The sequence below is a fragment of the Segatella copri genome, from assembly GCF_019249765.2.
GTDB lineage: Bacteria > Bacteroidota > Bacteroidia > Bacteroidales > Bacteroidaceae > Prevotella > Prevotella copri_K.
Genome location: NZ_CP152484.1, coordinates 231,871 through 250,162, shown reverse-complemented (window position 1 = coordinate 250,162; position 18,292 = coordinate 231,871). Strand labels below are relative to the sequence as shown.

Below are 18,292 nucleotides of genomic sequence, written 5' to 3'. Positions count from 1 at the left end.
ATCTTTTTCTTCCCGTATTACGTATAGTGTAATTGATGTAAATGTATATATATAATATACTTGGTATAGTATAGGAAAGAAAAATTAGCATTTAACTGTCTGATATTCAAAGTCTTGCATTTTTAAGATTTGCCAAGATAGTCATTCGGGCATATCAGAAAATACATGATTGGCCCTGATGGTACCTATTATTGGCCCTGATGGTACCCTCTGAAAGACTAAATTGCCCTGATAGTCATTGCCCACCCAAATGAGGTAAAAAAATGATGTTCTTCCGTTTACCAACTGATGTGGCTGCGTCGGGTTAAGGATATGGCTGAACTGGGTTACGCAGACGGCTGGATTCGCTTACTCAGACGGCTGGACTCGCTGATTGAGCCACTTGAGTAATCTGACAAAGCCACTTGAGTAAGCTGATTGAGCCACTTGAGTAAGCTGATTGAGCCACTTGAGTAAGTTAACTGAGCCACTTGAGTAAGTTAACTGAGCCACTTGAATATTCTGCAGCATACGCTTGCGTGCAAAAGTATACATAATTGAGCCAAATAGAGCACAACTGGTACTTATCGTACCAAAGTGGACAAGTGGGGCACCGCCGATGTTGTATCTTTGTATCAGCATTCGGGAAGAGACCGGTGCACAACATGATTATTCACAATTTTAAAATTTTATGTATTATGGCAATTAATTACAGTTTAGTAAAGCTTGCGTCAAAATTTGGTGACAAAGCAGGAGTTCCTCTTTTCTACGCCCGTGCTCAGATGAAAGACTCCATTTCGCTCAAGAAGTTCGCGAAGTTGATCTCTATGCAGACCACTGTATCCTATGCGGATGTAACAGCCGTTCTGGTCAGTATGCAGGAGAACATGATCATCGAGTTGCAGCGAGGCAACCAGATTGATTTCGGCGAGTTGGGCAAGTTCCGCCTCCAGCTTACCAGTGAGGGTGCTGCAACCGCTGCCGAATTTAAGAGCGACATCAACATCAAGGGTGTGAACATCCAGTTTATCCCGGGCAGCGATCTTGCCAACATCTTCGTAGGTATGGAGTTTGAGCAGGTTGCATCACGTGCCGTACAGAAGGCTGCCCTCAAGGCTGAGAAGGAGGGTGCCAAGACTCTCGACATCGAGGAGGCTAAGAAAAAGCCTGCCAAGGACAATGCTCCTTCTGGCGGCGATACCACGGGTGGCAACACCTCAGGCGAGCAGACCGGCGGCACAGGCAGTACTGGCAATGGTGACACTGGAGACGGATTAGAATAATTAACCTTTTAAAACAGAATAGATTATGACAGAAAAGAACAAGCAGAAATGGAATGAGATTCTCAAGTTTGCAGTAACCGTACTGACAGCTCTTCTCGGGGCGTTAGGCGTTTCAGCAGGTGGACTTTAGAAGGATGCCTATGAGAGACATCGATATGATAGTGGTGCATTGCAGCGGCAGCCGCTGCGATCACCGTTATACGATGAAGATGCTGCGCTACGACCATGTTCATAACAACGGCTGGACTGACATCGGCTACCATTTCTACATCACGCTGGATGGAGTGGTTCATGCCTGTCGCCCGGTAGAGCGTATGGGTTCTCATGCCCTCGGTTACAATGCGCACAGCATAGGCATCTGTTATGAGGGTGGTCTTTCGCCATCGGGCTGCATCAGCGACACCCGCACTCCTAAGCAGAAGGAGTCGATGAAGCATCTGATTCAGGATCTTCACCACCGTTTTCCGGGCATCCGTACCATCCTGGGGCATCGCGATTTGCCTGGCGTTCAGAAAGCCTGTCCGTGTTTTGATGCCACGAAGCTCCAGTACCTCCTGGATGCTTCCTGATTCTCTTCCATTAAGAGGGTTTTTCAAGAGCAGAATCCCTCCGATTTTATTTAACAAGTTAGGGCGCATCCAATCCGGATGCGCCCTTTTTCTTTGTCGTCATATTTCTTTCAGTCATCACTCAACATTCAACACTCAACATTCAACACTCAACATTCAACACTCACCATTCAACATTCAACACTCACCATTCTCTAACTTTTTCAGAAACTTTTCCTAGAAATCTCTTGCGGGTTTGGAAATAAAGTCGTAACTTTGCGGCATGGATTTTTAAAACAGAAGATTATGAAGCAGGTAGAAGAAAGATATATCAGCTTGCTGACCGACTTCGGTTTCAAGCGAATTTTTGGAACAGCGATGAACAAGGATTTGCTCATTTGCTTTCTCAACAGCTTGTTTAATGGCAAACAGGTTGTGAAGGACGTGTCGTATCTGAACCCGGAGCATGTGGGAGATGTATATACCGACCGCAGAGCCATCTTCGATGTATATTGCGAGGGCGAAAACGGTGAGAAGTTCATTGTAGAAATGCAGAATGCGTACCAGACGTATTTCAAGGATCGCGCCCTCTTCTACTCCACCTTCCCTATCCGAGAACAGGCACCAAAGGGGAATGAATGGGATTTCAAGCTCAATCATGTCTATACCGTAGCCCTGCTCAACTTCAGCATGAACGAGGACGCATTCGACAAGGAGAAAATCCGCCATCATGTACAGTTGTGCGACACAGCTACCCACAAAGTATTTTACGACAAGCTCGAATATATTTATGTAGAGATTTCCAAGTTCAACAAATCCCTGGAAGAACTGGATACGCTCTACGAGAAGTGGCTCTATGCACTGAAGAACCTCTATAAGCTTACCCAGCGTCCTAAAGAACTGTGCGATAAAGTCTTCGACCGTCTCTTTGAGGAAGCCGAGATAGCCAAGTTTACTCCGCAGGAAATGAGGGAGTACGAGACCAGCAAGATGGCATATCGCGACATCAAGAATTCCGTAGACACTGCCAAGCGTGAAGGTATAGCTGAGGGTAAGGAAATTGGTATGAAGGAAGGTATGGAGAAAGGTAGAGAAGAAGGCAGAGCTGAAGGCAGAGCTGAAGGCAGAGCTGAAGGCAGAGCTGAAGGCATGAACCTGCGAAGCCTTGAAATTGCCAGGAAGATGCTGGCAAAGGGTATGGATGAAGCGTCTATCATGGATATGACGGGGCTGACGTCAGAGGAGATAAAGCTGCTGAAAGCGGAGATGTAGATTACGAATATCATCCTATAATCAAGGGTCTATACGCCACCTTTTCATCGTGGCATATAGACCCTTGTCGTTTCCCGAGTGACATACAGTTCACCTTAACACCCGTTAACCAATTCGTTTAAACTTGTTTCCAGGTGCAAAGGTAAAAGTGAAGTGCGGGTGAATATATGTTTACTGGACACCTTATACTCCTGCCCAGCTTAGGAGTTTATTAATCGTCTGCACAAATGATTTTATTAAATGTATAGCCAAGAAACTGTTTGTTATCGTAGTCTTCTGTGCCCCAATAGCTTCCTCCAGCTGGAACCCATTCATACGTTGCTTCCTCTGTATAACGAAGCTCCATCATAGATTGTCGTGAAGACAATGTCAGGTCAACAACTTCGGTGATACAATTATCAAATATACATCCTGTACCGTCATCATATGCTACTCCAACTGAACTAAGTGCACCGAAACGGACCCTATTTAAGTCGTAACATCCTTCAAATGCCCTGCTTCCTATCCTTGATGCCTTTTGCATATCTACATGTCTAAGATTAGTGCATAGGTAGAAAGCCCAATATTTAATCTCTTCGACTTTTGGAGCATATATTTCCGTCAATGTACTGCCTTGAAAAGCTTCATCTTCAATAATGGTAGCGTCTGGCAAGCGAACTACGTTAAACCATGGAGCAACGCCTTCTGGTAAATTACCAAAAGCTTTTTGAGGAATTCTCATAACACCTTTTAAGGTAATATCGACAGAACTTTTTGGAACACCTTTATCTTTTAAGGCAGTCTTTATGGCCTCAAAAAGACCTAACGACGCATTGGAAGGTAAAGTTAACTCCACATCATTGCCGTTTTCCAATTGCTTAGCGACCGATTCTCTTACACTCTCTTCCGTTACCAAAGAAGCCTCGCCACCAGGTATTGCCGTTCCTTCTTTCCAATCTGTCACTGTAACATTATCTATTATGGCTTTATCCTTACCAATCTTTAATTTATAGGTATAGCTCATACCGCTTTCAAGATTTGGAATGCCTTTAATAGAGTATGCTTTAGGCGTTCCAGTACCGTTTTCCTGTACACTTATGCATATAAAATCTTTGTTCGCGTCTTCTGCATTTGGAGCAACCAGAGCCACCCAAGAACTCTTTGGGTTAGAGTCATCCACCTTATATGCTTTTATAGCAGAAACATCTGCGCCTTGAGTTGCCGGTAGCTGTAATTGAGAATATATATTTATCTCAGCTACATATGGTTGGTCAAACTCATTCATGAAAGTCGAATTTTCTATATCGATAACAACACGTGCCGTCTGGCGCTCGAAAGTCAAATCGAGCTGACGGTTTTCTGGTATGTTTTCATATGTCGTCCTAGCTTTCATGTAGTCAGAAAGAGCTAATCCTTCCTTTGTGTTCTGTTCTGTACCGATTTGTCCGTTGTCAAAACTATTGTTGACATTATTATAAGAATACGGATAAAACGCCTTGAAATCTGTAGCTTCGGATTCCCATTTTATTGGAACTTCGGATTCGGCTACTCCCCAAACTCCATTTTTCATTTCATACTTATGAGCGGCACCACCATTCAAGCTAATTCCAATTTGGTCAAAATCTTGAAATTCACTCTGTTCTTCTGTACTGCCAATGGGATTACTTCTGGTAAAAACGCTCTCGCCACCAATGGTTGCATTTACTTTTACCTCATCTCCAGCAAAGCGAACCTGCTCATCTTCTGTAGAGCAAGCAGCAAGCATTGCGAGAAATGCAAAGGTTCCTAAATATTTTGAAATTTTCATATTCTTCGCTTTTTATTCTGTTACTTATTCTGTTTCTAAAGTTGCACCAGTCTCTTCTACCCAAGGGCTTGCCTTAATGCTGCCAGCTTTTACGAAATCCTTACCTACAGTAAGGGTCAGGAGATGTTTTTTACCTGCTTCCAATCTCGCAATCACACTTTCAGGAGCTCTCCACACATAAATCTTTCCATTTATTTCAAACTCTACTCTAAATCCGTCTTCAATAGTTTGAGGTATAAGGATAGCCGAATAATTTGCAATTGCATGGGCGTCTTTGTTGGCAGCTGCTGTGAATTCCCCACGTTCAGGTCCTATCAAGACAGGAGCACAGGTTGCATCTACTGCCACAGTAATAGGATCTGCCGTCAAATCAGCATAAGCCCGGTTGATGCTTCCTCCGATAATTATATTATTTATCGGATTAGCTGCCAAAGGAGTCGTAGTATTGAAATCTGTGCCGAACTCAATTTTTATGTTCAGCAAACTGAGGGCATGAGTAAAAGTGATGTCAACTGCACCATTTGTCAAATCCTTTTCTGGCACAAACCCCGTTTTCTTATATACAAGGAAGTCAGACTCGTAAGTACCCGCCATCTGTTGCGTACCAACAGAAACTGGATATTTTTTTACTTTAGTCATTGTTTCCGTATTTCCATTTGAGTCGAATGGGGCATAAGCCATTATATCGACAGGTTGAGTTGAGTTCTGCCAAAGCATCTGAACAGAAGGATTCCATTTAGTTCCCTCTTTTGTCATCATGATGTTGTTATAGGAATACTTGATATTATTAGCATTGCGAATGCAAAAAGCGAATTCATCAAGAGTATTTGTGGTGTGAAATGCACGTGTAGTCATATTCTCTACGTTTGTTGTAACTCGTACCACATTATCCGCAGGATAACTGCTCTGTGTCAAATCCTCATCGTTGGAGCAGCTGGCAAAAACTGCCGTTGCCAAAGCTGCCATTGTGAATAATTTTATTGCTTTCATATTCTTTATGTGTTTAAATGCTGTACTATGTTAGTTGAGAGCCTCGCCACCGAATGTGCTGCCATCCTCCCAATCAGTAATTTTAACATCTCCAAGTTTTATCTCGTCACGTCCTACCTCCAGATTGACTGTAGTAATCTTGCCACTCTCTAACTTGAAAGGTGTGCCGTTATCATAAACGAAATTCTTACCATCGATGACAATGGTGAGTTGCTTGACATCTTCCTGTGGAATAATGACAGAAACATACTTGGTGTTTTCAGTAATCTCAGGAAGCGAGAAATCTTCCTTTGCTGTAGTGGAAGGAGTAACAACCTTTGTCAGATAATTGATGGTTGCCTCTTTTGCCGCATTACCCACTGCCACTTTCTCTACAGTCGGAATGCCGCCCCATTGGTTCTTGTAGGTGAGGTTCACCACAAGTTTAGCCATTACATGGGTAAAGGTAAGAGGTACTGTCTGTTGGGCATCGGCATTATAGGACAGGCCATCTTTATTGACTGCCACTAAGAGGTCGCTTTCTGTTTGCTTATTTGCATCGAATGTATATTCTCCGGCAGAAAGGTCGGATATTGCTGCTGTAGGATAGACACCGATGAAATAATGCTTGTCACGGTTGTTCTTCCAAAGCATCTGTGGAGTGGATACCCACGAACCGTTAGTCAACTTGTTGATAGCGTTGTTCACCACACGCTCGCTTGCATCCGGAGCAATGGTTGCATCACCAGTCCAGGCATACACGCTGATTTCATCACCCTCCTCAAAGGTTTGACCGCCTTTCGCATCTGTGGCAACACGTGTCATATTGCCGATACTGGTAGAAACGGTGATATACTTGGAGGTCTCGCCTCCGATACCGTTCTCGTTGTCAGAACAACTGCCTAATGTCAAAGCCATTGCCATCAGAGCAAAGAGATAAGTCTTCTTTTTCATTGTCTTTTTACTATTTTATGTTTATATTCTTGTTTTGATTCTTGCTTAAATGAGAGGGGCGCTTAATCTTCGGGATTCAGGATTTCACCACGATAAATCCATTCCTCTGTCCAATCATCTATCTTCGTGCTTGTAAGATACATGTAAGGTTTCATCTCCTCAAATTCCAAGTTTATCTTGTACTTGCCGCCAGATTTCATGACGGGTGCTTCGATGTCGTAGTTGCTAACTACTCCCCCAGGAGAAATCAGTTGGATAAACAACTTGGTGTTATGAAAACCATTGGCTGTCGGCATCAAGCGTAATGTTTCCGTTTTTAAAGTTTCGCCAGGCACTGCGATTCTCAAAGGTATATCACACTCTTCCTTGGTATAGCTTGCCGTCCCGAATGTTCCATCCTCATTCTTTTGCAGGGGAAGGAGTCCGGTTGCCACATTCAGAACCTTACCTATCATTGCAAAATTGTCAGGAACTCCTTCAATGAAGATGGTCAATTCTGCAAGTATATGGCGCATTTCATTTTTTGTTATGTAGTTGACATTTGATTTGTCAATACCGATGTCCGTGACACCATAATAGGCATGGTCGGGAGAGGCACTTGGATTGGACAATCCAAACATGAGTTGGTTCATATTGAGGGTTGCCCTTGTAACCTCACCGATAAAAAACGGTTCTATAAGGTTAGTGGCAGCCAGAATCTGATAATGCCCTACAGGAAGAGCAAAGCGTTGGCTTGCCACCTCCTGCGCACTGCCATAATGTTTTTCCTCTACAAGCGAACCATCATCGGCATTGAATATCCAGAGTTTCACATCCTTCACTTCCGTACCTTGGTCGGCTTCATCTGCCCAAGTGAGCGATACTGACAAGCCACCTTCCTCTTCACCATCATGAACATCATGGTCGCAGCTTGCCAAGAGGCATGGGACACATAACAGCACCCATAACCAAATATTAAATCTTCTTTTTGCTTTCATTCTCTATCTTGTTTTATGGGTTACTTATAATTGTCTTTAGTCTCTACTCGGCGAGCCTTATCCGCATCTTGGGTGTCATCGCTACCATTTCCTATTGCAGTAATGCGATTAGCCTCTATGCCATTCTTCGCAAGCCAGGTTCTTACGGCTTCTGCACGCTGGCGAGATATACGTTTATTGACAGCCACGCTGCCTTTTGTGTCACACCAACCTGTTACTGTCACCTTCATGTTCGGATTCTCTTTCAATGTTTTGAGAATAGCATTCAATTTAGTCTCTTCATTTTGCTGGATGTCGATACTATTGAAGGTGAAATATATAACAGGGAAAGTCACCTTTGCAGATTCTTTTATGTCTTGTTCTGCAACTCTTGTTTCAGCCTTATCTACTGTTTCTTTCTGATTGACATTCTCCGAAGAAGTTGGTTCCTGTTGTAGAACTTCCTTTTGTAGAACCTCCTTTTGTGGAACTGATGGAGTTTCTGCTATCTTGTTCTTCTTTTTAGAGAGGTTTATCCCCAATCTTACTCCACTTTCCCAAACAAAGTTGTTCTTATGCAGATGCTCCGGCATTCCATCCATACGTTCGCCAGTAAGACGAGTCAAACCGGAATAGATGCCCAATTTCAGGCATGAGGTCAGTTGGTAGCCAACCTGCAAATCTGCACCATAACCCAAATGCCAGTTGGTAGAACCTTTCATTACCTTAGCATCATCGGCTATAGTCTGGATATCAGCCTTGGTCGTTACTGCATATATATGAGGTGAAACAGCCAAATCCCATCGGCTGTCAGCTGTTTGATGGAACAGTCCAAGGAGATGAACGTTCACTCTTGCCCCATACCAACCCATTCTGACATGGCTTTTCAGATTGGCATATTCCCAACTGTCCATGCCCAGGACACCTGCGTTGTAAAGCATACCGTCGCTACCCAACCAATAGTTACGTTCTACGCAACAGTCTTGTGCCGACAAGTTCATTTCTCCATACTTGGCAGATAACTCTGCCGAGAAGATGGAGTTGAAACGATAGCCACCATATATGCCAGCAGCCCAACCAAGACGAGTCTTGTCATGTCCGAAGCTTGAGAAGGTAGAGAAGCCGAAAGGCATTCCACCCTCTACTCCGACGTACCAGCCTTGCTGCCCCGTCTTTCCATCTTCTTTTACTTCTGCTCTCGCAAAAGAAAATGGAAGAATAAAAGCAAGTGCTGCAACCAGTAATCGATTTTTTCCAGTTAAGTAATTTCTCATATTAATCTTTTTTTTATAGAAAATATACTGTCTTTTTCCAAAGAGCAACATACTTTTTTCTTAGTTAAAACTTTCTTCATATCTATTATGTTTGGATTATAATTTACAATATTTTAAATCCTTCATGATACAGATTGTAAAAAACCTGGTGCAAAGTTAAGGGTTTTATATGAAAGTGGGGGGGTAATATTTGTTTTTTCAGGTATGATTTTTTGGTTTTAGGTGTCTCATTCGTGAGCAATGCGACACCTTGTTAGTATTCTTTAACGTTTCCAGACTCTATTCAAGCCCAGAATCTGTGTAAATCTTTAGCCGGTGTCCGTTGGTTCAAGGTGTGTGGAGCCTGCATGCGAAAGTTCTGTACAAAAGAAAAAAGAGGGTGTGTCATAAGCCACATCCCACACGCCCCGAAAGGGCAGAAGCTCCTAGCCCAGGGCATCGCCCTGGGTATAATAGCAATCAGCAAGACGCCCTGTAAGGGCAAAAGCTTTATGTATTATCTGTGAGTTTTTTAAAGCTTTTGCCCTTACAGGTAGGCTGTTCAAAATCCGAATCAAAATCTGGTATAAAAAAATGGTGTTATATAGGTGTATTTAAGTTACTGATATTTAACACTTTAATATACAAAATAGTTCTTTAAAAATTTGTATAACTCGCTGATTTTTAGTATCTTTGCAAATAAAAACAAATACATAAGATATGAAAAAATCAGTCAAAGATATGGAGCCAAAAGAGCTTCAAAAGTATGCCGAAAAACTAAAGAAGGAAAATAAGTCTCTAAAAAGGGACAAACGTAATCTTGAGAGAAGATTGTCTACCTCTCAGAATAAGTCCAATAAGTATCGTTCTGAACTTAAAAAAAAAGAAAAGCCGAACGTAGGATTGGACAAGGAGACTTACGAACAAATGATGAGTCTATTAGACGACATCATTATTCATCCTTAATGGTTGCTTTGAGTACGGCTTTTTATGCTCGTCTGTCTATAGGTTCACGTCAGATTGTTGAAATATTCAATATCCTGAATGAGTTTATGGACAATATTTTCGGTAAAGTACCAGCTTATACGACAATTGGCTATTGGGCACAAGAGTTAGGGCTTAGTGTCTATAAGGAATCGTGTACCCTTTTCAAGGGTAAGCGTTATGCCTTGATTGTCGATGAAAGCATGATGATTGGCAGTGAGAAGATGCTGCTTACACTTGCTGTTGCGGCAGATAATATAGGAATGGCTATTACTGAAAAAGACATATCCATTGTAGACATATCTATCGCTAAGAGTTGGAATGGAAAAACTATTCAGGAAGTATTGGAGAAAGTCGCAGCTAAAATTGGGCATGAGCCAGAATATGTTATCAGCGACAACGGCTCCAGTATATGTAAGGCCATTAGAGATGCTGGCTATAAACATCACCATGATATTAGTCATACTCTTGGCATGTTTCTTGAAAGAGTTTACAAGAATGATCTTGATTTTCAGGAGCTTTCAAGTAATGTTCAGATGGCACGTCTTAAATATAACATGCAAGATGTTGCTTATATACAACCTCCATCGCAACGAAGTATTGCACGTTTTATGAACATGTCAAAATGGATTGACTGGATAAGCAGGATGCAGTATGTATATCATACATTGCAAGAGGATATAAAGAGCATATATGCCTTTATTCCGCAGAATGCTTCTCTGGTTGATGAATTGGCCGAAACGATGGACTGTATAACGAAGATTGAAAAAGACATAAAAAACAACGGGTGGTCTCAAGTCTCTATTGCCCGTTGCAAAAAACTCGTGACAGAAAGCTTGATGTTGAAGCATGAGCGACAGCGAAAAGTTGGCTCTTATATCTTGGGATATTTAGAACGTGAGCTCTCTCTCTTAAATGAAGGAGATGTACACAATGCAAGTTCTGACCCAATAGAATCAACATTTGGAGTGACTAAGGCTAGAATGTCTAACGACAAACTTACTGGTGTTACCCCAATGATTCTTATAATACCTCTGCGCATAGCCTTGGCTGACAAAAATAGGCGAGTTGGTTTCGAATTTAAAGAACGTTTGGAGAAAGGAAGACATCGTCACATCAAAGAATGGACTAGTACAAACCTCTCTCCTAATTTGACCGTGAAACGCATCAATACCTTAGGGAATAAATGCGTCGGATTTTAAACGGATTTTGAACACCCTACCTTACAGGGCGACAGGTTTGCATCCGTAATAACCCAGGGCGATGCCCTGGGAGGGCACTGAAAAAGTCCCTTCATGGGTTATGTTAGTTTAACATTCGATCTTTGAAATAGTGTACCCAAAAGTTGCATATGTGCAATATTTTTTGTATCTTTGTAGAAAAATACAAGGATTATGCTAGAGCAACAACAGACCATATCATTCAGTGATTATTCAAGTTTGTATGACTTGATTATCCCAAAAGACAACCTGCTCCGCCAGATTACTGACCTGGTGGACTTTAGTTTCGTATACCAGGAATTGCAGGACAAGTATTGTCATGACAATGGTCGTACAGCAGAGAGTCCTATCCGTATGTTTAAGTATCTTCTTTTAAAGGTAATCTATGACATATCGGATGTTGATGTTGTTGAACGTACTCGCTATGATATGTCGTTTAAGTACTTCTTGGGATTAACTCCTGAGGAGACTAATCTGATTAATCCTAGTTCCTTGACCAAATTCCGTCGACTTCGCCTGAAGAATATGGACCTGTTGGATCTTCTTATCAAGAAGACTGTTTCTATTGCTATAGAAGCAGGTGTCCTCAAGTCTAGAACCATCATTGTTGATGCAACCCATACGCATTCTCGTTCCAACCCTATCAGTGCAGCAAAGAGTTTGGAGTATTATTGCAAGGCCGTAATCAAGGTCGTTAATTCTGTAGATGACAGCATGGAATTGCCTGAGCTTCCAAAAGAAAAGAAGTATTCTTCTATCATGACTGCAGCCAAAACGATAGTTGCTACGGTGGAAGCTGATGCTGCAACTGCCAATATGCCTGCAGTCAAGGAGCGTCTCAATATGCTGAAAGAAACCATTTCAGACGCAGAGACCCGAGGCGTAATATCAAAGGATGAGGATGCCCGTACAGGACATAAAACAGCGCATTCTTCATTCTTTGGCTATAAGACGCATATAGCTATGAGCGATGAGAGAATTATCACCGCAGCTACCGTCACCTCCGGCGAGAAGGGTGATGGACAGCAATTGCCAGAATTGATAAAAAAGACAGAGGAAGCAGGAATGGAAGTTGATTCCATAGTAGCAGATAAGGCATATTCCAGCAAGGAGAATCTCAAAATGGCAAAGGAAAACAATATGCGCCTCTCTGCTCGTTTAAGCTCTGTAATTGACGGTAATCGAACAAACAAACTCCCTTTTGAATACAACAAGGATGCAGATCTGTACGTCTGCCCAGCAGGGCATCTGGCGAAATGGAAAGAGATGAATTATCGCAAAAATGACAAGCGTCACAGAAACTCCAGCATTACCTATTATTTTGATGTGGACAAATGCAAGGTCTGTCCATTACGTGAAGGTTGCTACAAGGAAGGAGCCAAGACAAAAACATATGCGATTACCATCAAATCGGATGAACAGTTGGAGCAAATCGAATATCAAAAAACAGAAGAGTTTATAAATCTTCAGAGGAAACGATACAAGATAGAAGCCAAAAACTCCGAACTTAAGAATGTCTTAGGATATGACAGAGCCCTGTCATACGGTTTGTCGTGCATGGAAATGCAGGGAGCTTTGACTATTTTCGCTGCAAATGTGAAGAGAATCATCAAATTGATGCAAAATGCATAAGGGGGGAAGTAGATTTCTCTATATATTGCCGAATTAAACGCCAGAAACGCTATAGAAAGCTATTTGGGGCTATATTCCTGTCCAAAAAAGTATTCCACTTTTAAAAGATGAAATGCTTCTTGGACAAGAATTAAAGTTCAAAAACAAGCTATGCAACTTAAAATTGGGTACCTTTTTCAGTGCCCTCCCTGGGCTAGGAGCTTCTGCCCTTTCAGGGCGTGTGGGTAATTTCAACCGTACAGGTCGAAGAAGTTTACCCATTTATCAACTATATTCTTATAGTACTTCTTCACAAACTGCGTTCATCAGAAAGTTGATGTAAAGATTCTGTACTACTACCGAGAGCGATAAATGTAAGATTGAAGAACCGCTTTATACCCCATCTTCTTCCTCTTCCTCCTCTTCAGCAGAAGCGTTGGTATCCAACTTCTCATCCTTTGAAATAGAGATACTACCCATTCGGGAAATCTTAAGTACCAGAGGTACATATTCATCACTGGTAACATCAGGCGACCCAACACTTGCTGCGAAGTAAAGATAATCACCTTCTGCTTTCACATACACAATACCGAGCAAAGCACCCATGTCCTGTGTATGTTTGTCAATATAGGATGTGAAATCTTTCTTTGTGAAAGTACGGCTAAAGAATTCAGAACCATCGCTTCTCAATACCTTAACCGATATTCTGTTATCATAATACTTGGTGTTTTCGTCCAACTGGAGAACCGGAAGTTCCTTGTCAGAACTACGCTTCACCACCACTTTATAATGAGAACCAACCCAGTCAGCCTCCCTGGTCTGCTCATAATCACTCATTTTCTGAGTAGCTTTGTTCACAACCTTAGCCACCGGTTTAGGAGCAATAATGATATTACTCTTCTTCTTTTCTGTACAAGCCGTCAAGCTAGAAATAGCCAAAAGACCTATTAATATATAATCAATTCGTTTCATTCCGTTATTTTTTCTTACTGCAAAAGTACATTTTTCTTTTGAAATAGCCAAAGAAAAGAACCGAAATCTACATTCTTACACAAAATCAGATGCAAAAAGGCGCCTACTTTCACAAGCAGACGCCTTAACATACCTAAATACTAACTAATAAATTTCCTATTGAATCTTACACGATATAATAAAAGTTCAGTTTATGAATTCTAATCGTAACTTTGACGAAAAGAAAATGAAAAGGTTTAATCAAGATATAAAAAAAAGTGCTTTTTCTGCTTTTTTTTTCATTTCTTAGCAAAAGAACATCAAAAAAAACGATTTTGTTTTGTTTTTCGAACAATTTGCCGTACCTTTGCAGCATAATAAAGACATTAAGTATGAAAAAGAGGTTAATATTTATCATTTCTGTATTTTTTGCCTTCATTTCATGTTCGCATCAGCAAACAGAAAAGAAGGAGCAAGTCATCGACACAATACCTGTGATGGTGATGCAGATACAGAAATGCAATCGCTTATATACAGCAGAAGCTCATGTTCATAAGATTATAACACATGATGACCAGCTTAATCTGAAGGGCTCACTGTTCAAGAAAGACTTCAATATTCATGTTCCCGGCTCAAACCGCAAGGTGGCCATTCCGATGGATGCGACATTAAAAGCTTATGTAGACTTTTCAGGATTCTCTGCTAAGAACGTTTACCGACAAGGTGACAAGATAGAAATCATCTTACCAGACCCAAAAGTGATGCTCACCAGCAGTAAAATCAATCATGAAGGAGTAAGACAATTCGTTTCACTCACCAGAAGAAACTACAGTGATGCAGAACTGTCACAATTCGAACAACAAGGCAGGGAAAGTATCATTCGCGATATACCGAACCTAGATATTCTTGAACAGGCACGCCAAAGTGCAGCAAACACCCTGATTCCGATGCTACAGGACATGGGATTCGCTGAAGAGAATATCAAAATCAGTTTCAGGAAGAAATTCACTTTCAACGATCTGAAGACTCTTCTGGATAAGACAACTATCGAAAAGAATCACTAAGCGAGGAGAACAATGATATGAAAAGAATACAAATCATCGTACTATTAGCACTGATCCTTATTCTGGGTGGAGCCTTCTATTGGCTCACCAAAGACAACGAGGTCAGCGTGGTACAGGAAGATAAGACAACCCTCTCACCCACTCAGGTAGAAAGCATCGAGAATATCGGTCAATGGGAATTTCTATCTGTAAGTGATGAAGAACTGATAGATACTATACGCCGTGGCTTTTGGGGCGACGACCAACTGGTACGTATCTATTACGGAACGTTGCGCTTGGGTATCGATATGAAGGATGTAAAAAAAGGATGGCTACAAGCCAGCCAGGACAGCATCGTATGCACTTTACCTCCTATCAAACTGCTGGACCATAACTTCATTGACGAAGCGAAGACCAAGAGTTTCTTTGAAGAAGGCAAATGGACAGGCAGCGACAGACAGGCTATGTATGAGCGTGCTTATCAAGCCATGAAGAAACGTTGCTTAAACCGCACCAATATCTATACTGCACAGGCGAATGCCAAGACTCAGTTTAGAGAGATGCTGAAAGCAATGGGATTCAAAAACGTAAAGATAGAATTTGAGAAATAACAAGGTTATAATACACAAGTAACTGCGTTATCAGGTATAAAAATATAGATATAAGATAAACATAAAATTTTTAAGAGATGGATGCAATAAACGATTTTTTCACCGCATTTAGTTCATTCCTGTGGGGATGGCCTATGATTATCCTGCTGTTGGGAACCCACATCTTTCTGACCATCCGCTTGCGCTTTCCACAACGCAAGATTTTCAAGGCAATCAAACTGTCTGTAAAGAAAGACAAGAATGCCACAGGAGATGTTTCACAGTTCAGAGCACTGGCAACAGCACTGGCAGCTACAATTGGTACCGGTAACATCATCGGTGTGGCTACAGCTATCGCTCTTGGCGGACCAGGAGCCGTACTCTGGTGCTGGTTAACCGGTGTCTTTGGTATTTCTACCAAATATGCCGAAGGATTACTCGCCGTAAAATATCGCGTAAAGACCAAGCGAGGCACGATGCTGGGTGGTCCTATGTATGCCCTGGAAAAAGGATTGGGCTGGAAATGGCTTGCAGTCCTGTTCGCCCTCTTTGCCGCATTGGCATCATTCGGAATCGGTAGCACGGTACAGGCAAATGCCATCTCTACCCTGGTAGAAAACCAATACGGCATTTCTCCATACATTACTGGAACTATCGTTACGGCTTTAGGAGCAGCTGTGATTCTTGGAGGCGTGAAAAGTATCTCCAAGGTTTGTGGCATGCTGGTACCTTTCATGGCACTCTTTTATGTATTAGGCTGCATCTACATTCTCTGTGTAAATCATGCTTATTTATTGCCTGCCATCCACGTAATCTTTGACTCTGCATTCACAACAAAGGCTGCAGGTGGCGGCTTCGCTGGAAGTACCGTGATGATTGCAGCCCGCTATGGTATAGCCCGCGGATTGTTCTCTAACGAAAGTGGTCTGGGTTCGGCACCTATCGTTGCTGCAGCAGCCCAAACCCGTAACCCTGTGCGTCAGGCATTGGTTTCATCTACCGGTACCTTTTGGGATACTGTCATCATCTGTGCCCTTACAGGTCTTGTCATCACCTCAAGTATCATAGCATACCCAGACATTGACTACCATAACGGAGCAGCACTCACCAAGGCTGCCTTCAGTAAGATTCCATATATCGGAGCTCCGATATTGACCATCGGACTGGCAACATTTGCATTCAGTACGACATTGGGATGGAGTTATTATGGAGAACGGTGTGTAGAATATCTGAAAGGCAAAAAGTGGATGCTCTGTTTCCGCATAGTCTATATTGCTACTATCTTCCTGGGTAGTGTCATCAGTCTGGGACTGGTTTGGAACATTGCCGACTGCATGAATGCTTTAATGGCCATACCAAACCTTATCTCCCTGCTCTGCCTGAGTGGTATCATAGTGCATGAAACCAGAAAGTATCTGTGGAGAGACCAGTTAGATAAAGACATGGACGAAAAAGAAATAGAGGAATTAGAATAAAGACACAGAAAGGAAATACCCTGAAAGGGAGTAAAAATACAAAAGCTCGGTATTGCATCACTGCAGACCGAGCTTTTATTATTAAATCAACAAAAACTAATAAAATATCTTTTCTAAAAACCAAAAAACCTATTCGCTATGAACTTATGGTGCAAAGATACTACAGTTTGCGCAATAAACAGCACATTTTCTGTTGATTTCTATACTTTTTATTGGGCAAACGTTTGCACAGTTTGCCCTATCAGATTACAATTTATACTGAAGATGTTTCATTGCATGACCACCCCAAGTGGTATCATTAACATACTGGAAACCAACCTTCGTATAGAGACGCTCCGCTTTCGGATTGCCTTTATCACAAAGCAAGCCTACAGCAGGAAGTCCCAGCTCTCTTGCGCGAGAGATAGCAGCATCCAACAATTTAGATGCAATACCTTTTCCACGGTATTGATTAGAAACTGCCAAACTATCCAAATAGAACTCACCTTCCTCTGTTTCAAGCTCCATAGCCGAATAGTCTATTCCAAAAGCCACGATTGCAGCCTCAATAAAGCGCTTACGTAATCTTTTGACGTCAGCACCATCGTATGCAACCAAGATGCCAACAAGAATGCCATCAGTAGACATAGCAACCAATGTATTCTTATAACTATACTGACTGTCCTCCATCTCTACAAGTTTAGTCATCATACGGTGAAAATCAACCAATGTATGCTGAGGACCAGCAAAATTTTGGCAACACTGCGCATTCATCGCCTCCATGATAAGCGATGCGATATGCGAAGCCTTGTCAGGCGTAGCCTGTTCTATTTGAATTTTCATTATATTGTTTTTATTTTATTGTTTTATTATTGTTATTTCTTTCATGTTCCAGCATCGTGAGGAAATTCTGCAAAGATTACTTTTTTCATGATTGCTGATTGGCTTTGATGCCTTATCGTTTACAAAGTTACGTATATTTTTTGATAAGAGCAAGTTTTTTATATTTTTTATTCGAAAAAGTTTTTTTATTCGAAAAAAAGATGTATCTTTGCCGCAGGTTTTGAAGCTAAATTTCTATTACTAGTATAATAGAGATACCCAAATCCCTTGGGTCCCAATGCTTCAAAACCTTTTTCGTTTTTAAGAGCGAAAAAAGAGGGTGTGTCATATCAGGATAATAGTTGGTGTATAACAGTTGACTACCGCATGCACAACAGGTGTTGTGCATGCGCATATCAGCTGTTATGCAAGCGCACAACAGCTGTTGTGCGACCGAAGATACTGACTGTCTCAACAACATATCCTATCTCTTTCAACAACTTATTCTATCTCTTTCAACAACATATCCTATCTCTTTCAGCAACATATCCTATCTCTTCCAGCAACATAACCCATATTTACCAACGACAAGAAGAGGGTGAATCATAAACTTATGA

Annotated in this window: 17 protein-coding genes; 10 read left to right on the top strand and 7 right to left on the bottom strand. The window is 41.7% G+C overall.

Annotated features, from left to right (window positions below; all coding sequences use genetic code 11):
- The first annotated feature begins 677 nt into the window (after positions 1-677).
- The 4 genes from KUA46_RS01025 (at position 678) to KUA46_RS01010 (ending at position 3,082) form a co-directional block, all read left to right on the top strand.
- Positions 678-1,262: an HU family DNA-binding protein gene (locus tag KUA46_RS01025; protein ID WP_181975300.1), complete on the top strand. Its 585-nt coding sequence runs from the start codon at positions 678-680 to the stop codon at positions 1,260-1,262.
- 25 nt (positions 1,263-1,287) lie between these two features.
- Complete coding sequence (locus KUA46_RS01020; RefSeq protein ID WP_022120813.1) at positions 1,288-1,392, top strand: smalltalk protein; 105 nt, start codon at positions 1,288-1,290, stop codon at positions 1,390-1,392.
- Positions 1,393-1,402: 10 nt separating this feature from the next.
- Positions 1,403-1,831: an N-acetylmuramoyl-L-alanine amidase gene (locus tag KUA46_RS01015; protein WP_218435565.1), complete on the top strand. Its 429-nt coding sequence runs from the start codon at positions 1,403-1,405 to the stop codon at positions 1,829-1,831.
- A gap of 285 nt (positions 1,832-2,116) precedes the next feature.
- Entirely contained in the window at positions 2,117-3,082 is a 966-nt protein-coding gene (locus KUA46_RS01010; protein ID WP_218487926.1) for an Rpn family recombination-promoting nuclease/putative transposase, read from the top strand.
- A 211-nt stretch (positions 3,083-3,293) separates the two neighbouring features.
- Here the strand turns inward: KUA46_RS01010 and KUA46_RS01005 are convergent, their stop codons facing one another.
- The 5 genes from KUA46_RS01005 to KUA46_RS00985 all read right to left on the bottom strand — a co-directional run bounded on the left by KUA46_RS01005 (position 3,294) and on the right by KUA46_RS00985 (position 9,021).
- Positions 3,294-4,868 (bottom strand): fimbrillin family protein, encoded by a 1,575-nt coding sequence (locus KUA46_RS01005; protein WP_218487925.1) that lies wholly within the window; start codon positions 4,866-4,868, stop codon positions 3,294-3,296.
- A 24-nt stretch (positions 4,869-4,892) separates the two neighbouring features.
- Positions 4,893-5,858: a fimbrillin family protein gene (locus KUA46_RS01000; protein ID WP_218487924.1), complete on the bottom strand. Its 966-nt coding sequence runs from the start codon at positions 5,856-5,858 to the stop codon at positions 4,893-4,895.
- A gap of 30 nt (positions 5,859-5,888) precedes the next feature.
- Positions 5,889-6,791 carry a fimbrillin family protein gene (locus KUA46_RS00995; RefSeq protein WP_218487923.1) on the bottom strand — a complete coding sequence of 301 codons (903 nt, stop codon included), beginning with the start codon at positions 6,789-6,791 and terminating at the stop codon, positions 5,889-5,891.
- 62 nt (positions 6,792-6,853) lie between these two features.
- A complete protein-coding gene (locus KUA46_RS00990) occupies positions 6,854-7,768 on the bottom strand; it encodes a FimB/Mfa2 family fimbrial subunit (RefSeq protein WP_218487922.1) in 915 nt (304 codons plus the stop codon).
- 20 nt (positions 7,769-7,788) lie between these two features.
- The gene (locus KUA46_RS00985; RefSeq protein ID WP_218487921.1) at positions 7,789-9,021 is read right to left on the bottom strand and encodes an OmpA family protein; all 1,233 of its coding nucleotides are present in this window, start codon (positions 9,019-9,021) and stop codon (positions 7,789-7,791) included.
- 699 nt (positions 9,022-9,720) lie between these two features.
- On the opposite strand from KUA46_RS00985, the gene KUA46_RS00980 reads away from it, so the two are divergent.
- From KUA46_RS00980 to KUA46_RS00970, 3 genes are all read left to right on the top strand, one after another.
- Positions 9,721-9,966 carry a hypothetical protein gene (locus KUA46_RS00980; protein ID WP_218487983.1) on the top strand — a complete coding sequence of 82 codons (246 nt, stop codon included), beginning with the start codon at positions 9,721-9,723 and terminating at the stop codon, positions 9,964-9,966.
- On the top strand, positions 9,966-11,186 hold the full coding sequence (locus KUA46_RS00975; protein WP_434725800.1) for a hypothetical protein: 1,221 nt from the start codon (positions 9,966-9,968) through the stop codon (positions 11,184-11,186). The genes KUA46_RS00980 and KUA46_RS00975 overlap by 1 nt, the downstream gene beginning before the upstream one ends.
- Before the next feature lie 192 nt (positions 11,187-11,378).
- Positions 11,379-12,836 (top strand): IS1182 family transposase, encoded by a 1,458-nt coding sequence (locus KUA46_RS00970; RefSeq protein ID WP_218487978.1) that lies wholly within the window; start codon positions 11,379-11,381, stop codon positions 12,834-12,836.
- A gap of 372 nt (positions 12,837-13,208) precedes the next feature.
- Here KUA46_RS00970 and KUA46_RS00965 read toward each other — a convergent pair whose 3' ends face one another.
- A complete protein-coding gene (locus tag KUA46_RS00965; protein WP_218435440.1) occupies positions 13,209-13,787 on the bottom strand; it encodes a DUF4738 domain-containing protein in 579 nt (192 codons plus the stop codon).
- Between the two features lie 371 nt (positions 13,788-14,158).
- Between KUA46_RS00965 and KUA46_RS00960 the strand changes: the two genes are divergently transcribed.
- The 3 genes from KUA46_RS00960 (at position 14,159) to KUA46_RS00950 (ending at position 16,874) form a co-directional block, all read left to right on the top strand.
- Complete coding sequence (locus KUA46_RS00960; protein WP_218487855.1) at positions 14,159-14,830, top strand: DUF4230 domain-containing protein; 672 nt, start codon at positions 14,159-14,161, stop codon at positions 14,828-14,830.
- A 17-nt stretch (positions 14,831-14,847) separates the two neighbouring features.
- Complete coding sequence (locus KUA46_RS00955; protein WP_006847710.1) at positions 14,848-15,420, top strand: DUF4230 domain-containing protein; 573 nt, start codon at positions 14,848-14,850, stop codon at positions 15,418-15,420.
- 77 nt (positions 15,421-15,497) lie between these two features.
- Entirely contained in the window at positions 15,498-16,874 is a 1,377-nt protein-coding gene (locus KUA46_RS00950) for an alanine/glycine:cation symporter family protein (RefSeq protein WP_118139507.1), read from the top strand.
- Positions 16,875-17,120: 246 nt separating this feature from the next.
- On the opposite strand, the gene KUA46_RS00945 is transcribed toward KUA46_RS00950, so the two are convergent.
- The gene (locus KUA46_RS00945; protein WP_022120562.1) at positions 17,121-17,696 is read right to left on the bottom strand and encodes a GNAT family N-acetyltransferase; all 576 of its coding nucleotides are present in this window, start codon (positions 17,694-17,696) and stop codon (positions 17,121-17,123) included.
- Positions 17,697-18,292 lie beyond the last annotated feature (596 nt).

Coding starts and splice junctions, on each gene's coding strand:
- KUA46_RS01025 (WP_181975300.1), top strand. CDS start 678: ATGGCAATTAATTACAGTTTAGTAAAGCTTGCGTCAAAATTTGGTGAC.
- KUA46_RS01020 (WP_022120813.1), top strand. CDS start 1,288: ATGACAGAAAAGAACAAGCAGAAATGGAATGAGATTCTCAAGTTTGCA.
- KUA46_RS01015 (WP_218435565.1), top strand. CDS start 1,403: ATGAGAGACATCGATATGATAGTGGTGCATTGCAGCGGCAGCCGCTGC.
- KUA46_RS01010 (WP_218487926.1), top strand. CDS start 2,117: ATGAAGCAGGTAGAAGAAAGATATATCAGCTTGCTGACCGACTTCGGT.
- KUA46_RS01005 (WP_218487925.1), bottom strand. CDS start 4,868: ATGAAAATTTCAAAATATTTAGGAACCTTTGCATTTCTCGCAATGCTT.
- KUA46_RS01000 (WP_218487924.1), bottom strand. CDS start 5,858: ATGAAAGCAATAAAATTATTCACAATGGCAGCTTTGGCAACGGCAGTT.
- KUA46_RS00995 (WP_218487923.1), bottom strand. CDS start 6,791: ATGAAAAAGAAGACTTATCTCTTTGCTCTGATGGCAATGGCTTTGACA.
- KUA46_RS00990 (WP_218487922.1), bottom strand. CDS start 7,768: ATGAAAGCAAAAAGAAGATTTAATATTTGGTTATGGGTGCTGTTATGT.
- KUA46_RS00985 (WP_218487921.1), bottom strand. CDS start 9,021: ATGAGAAATTACTTAACTGGAAAAAATCGATTACTGGTTGCAGCACTT.
- KUA46_RS00980 (WP_218487983.1), top strand. CDS start 9,721: ATGAAAAAATCAGTCAAAGATATGGAGCCAAAAGAGCTTCAAAAGTAT.
- KUA46_RS00975 (WP_434725800.1), top strand. CDS start 9,966: ATGGTTGCTTTGAGTACGGCTTTTTATGCTCGTCTGTCTATAGGTTCA.
- KUA46_RS00970 (WP_218487978.1), top strand. CDS start 11,379: ATGCTAGAGCAACAACAGACCATATCATTCAGTGATTATTCAAGTTTG.
- KUA46_RS00965 (WP_218435440.1), bottom strand. CDS start 13,787: ATGAAACGAATTGATTATATATTAATAGGTCTTTTGGCTATTTCTAGC.
- KUA46_RS00960 (WP_218487855.1), top strand. CDS start 14,159: ATGAAAAAGAGGTTAATATTTATCATTTCTGTATTTTTTGCCTTCATT.
- KUA46_RS00955 (WP_006847710.1), top strand. CDS start 14,848: ATGAAAAGAATACAAATCATCGTACTATTAGCACTGATCCTTATTCTG.
- KUA46_RS00950 (WP_118139507.1), top strand. CDS start 15,498: ATGGATGCAATAAACGATTTTTTCACCGCATTTAGTTCATTCCTGTGG.
- KUA46_RS00945 (WP_022120562.1), bottom strand. CDS start 17,696: ATGAAAATTCAAATAGAACAGGCTACGCCTGACAAGGCTTCGCATATC.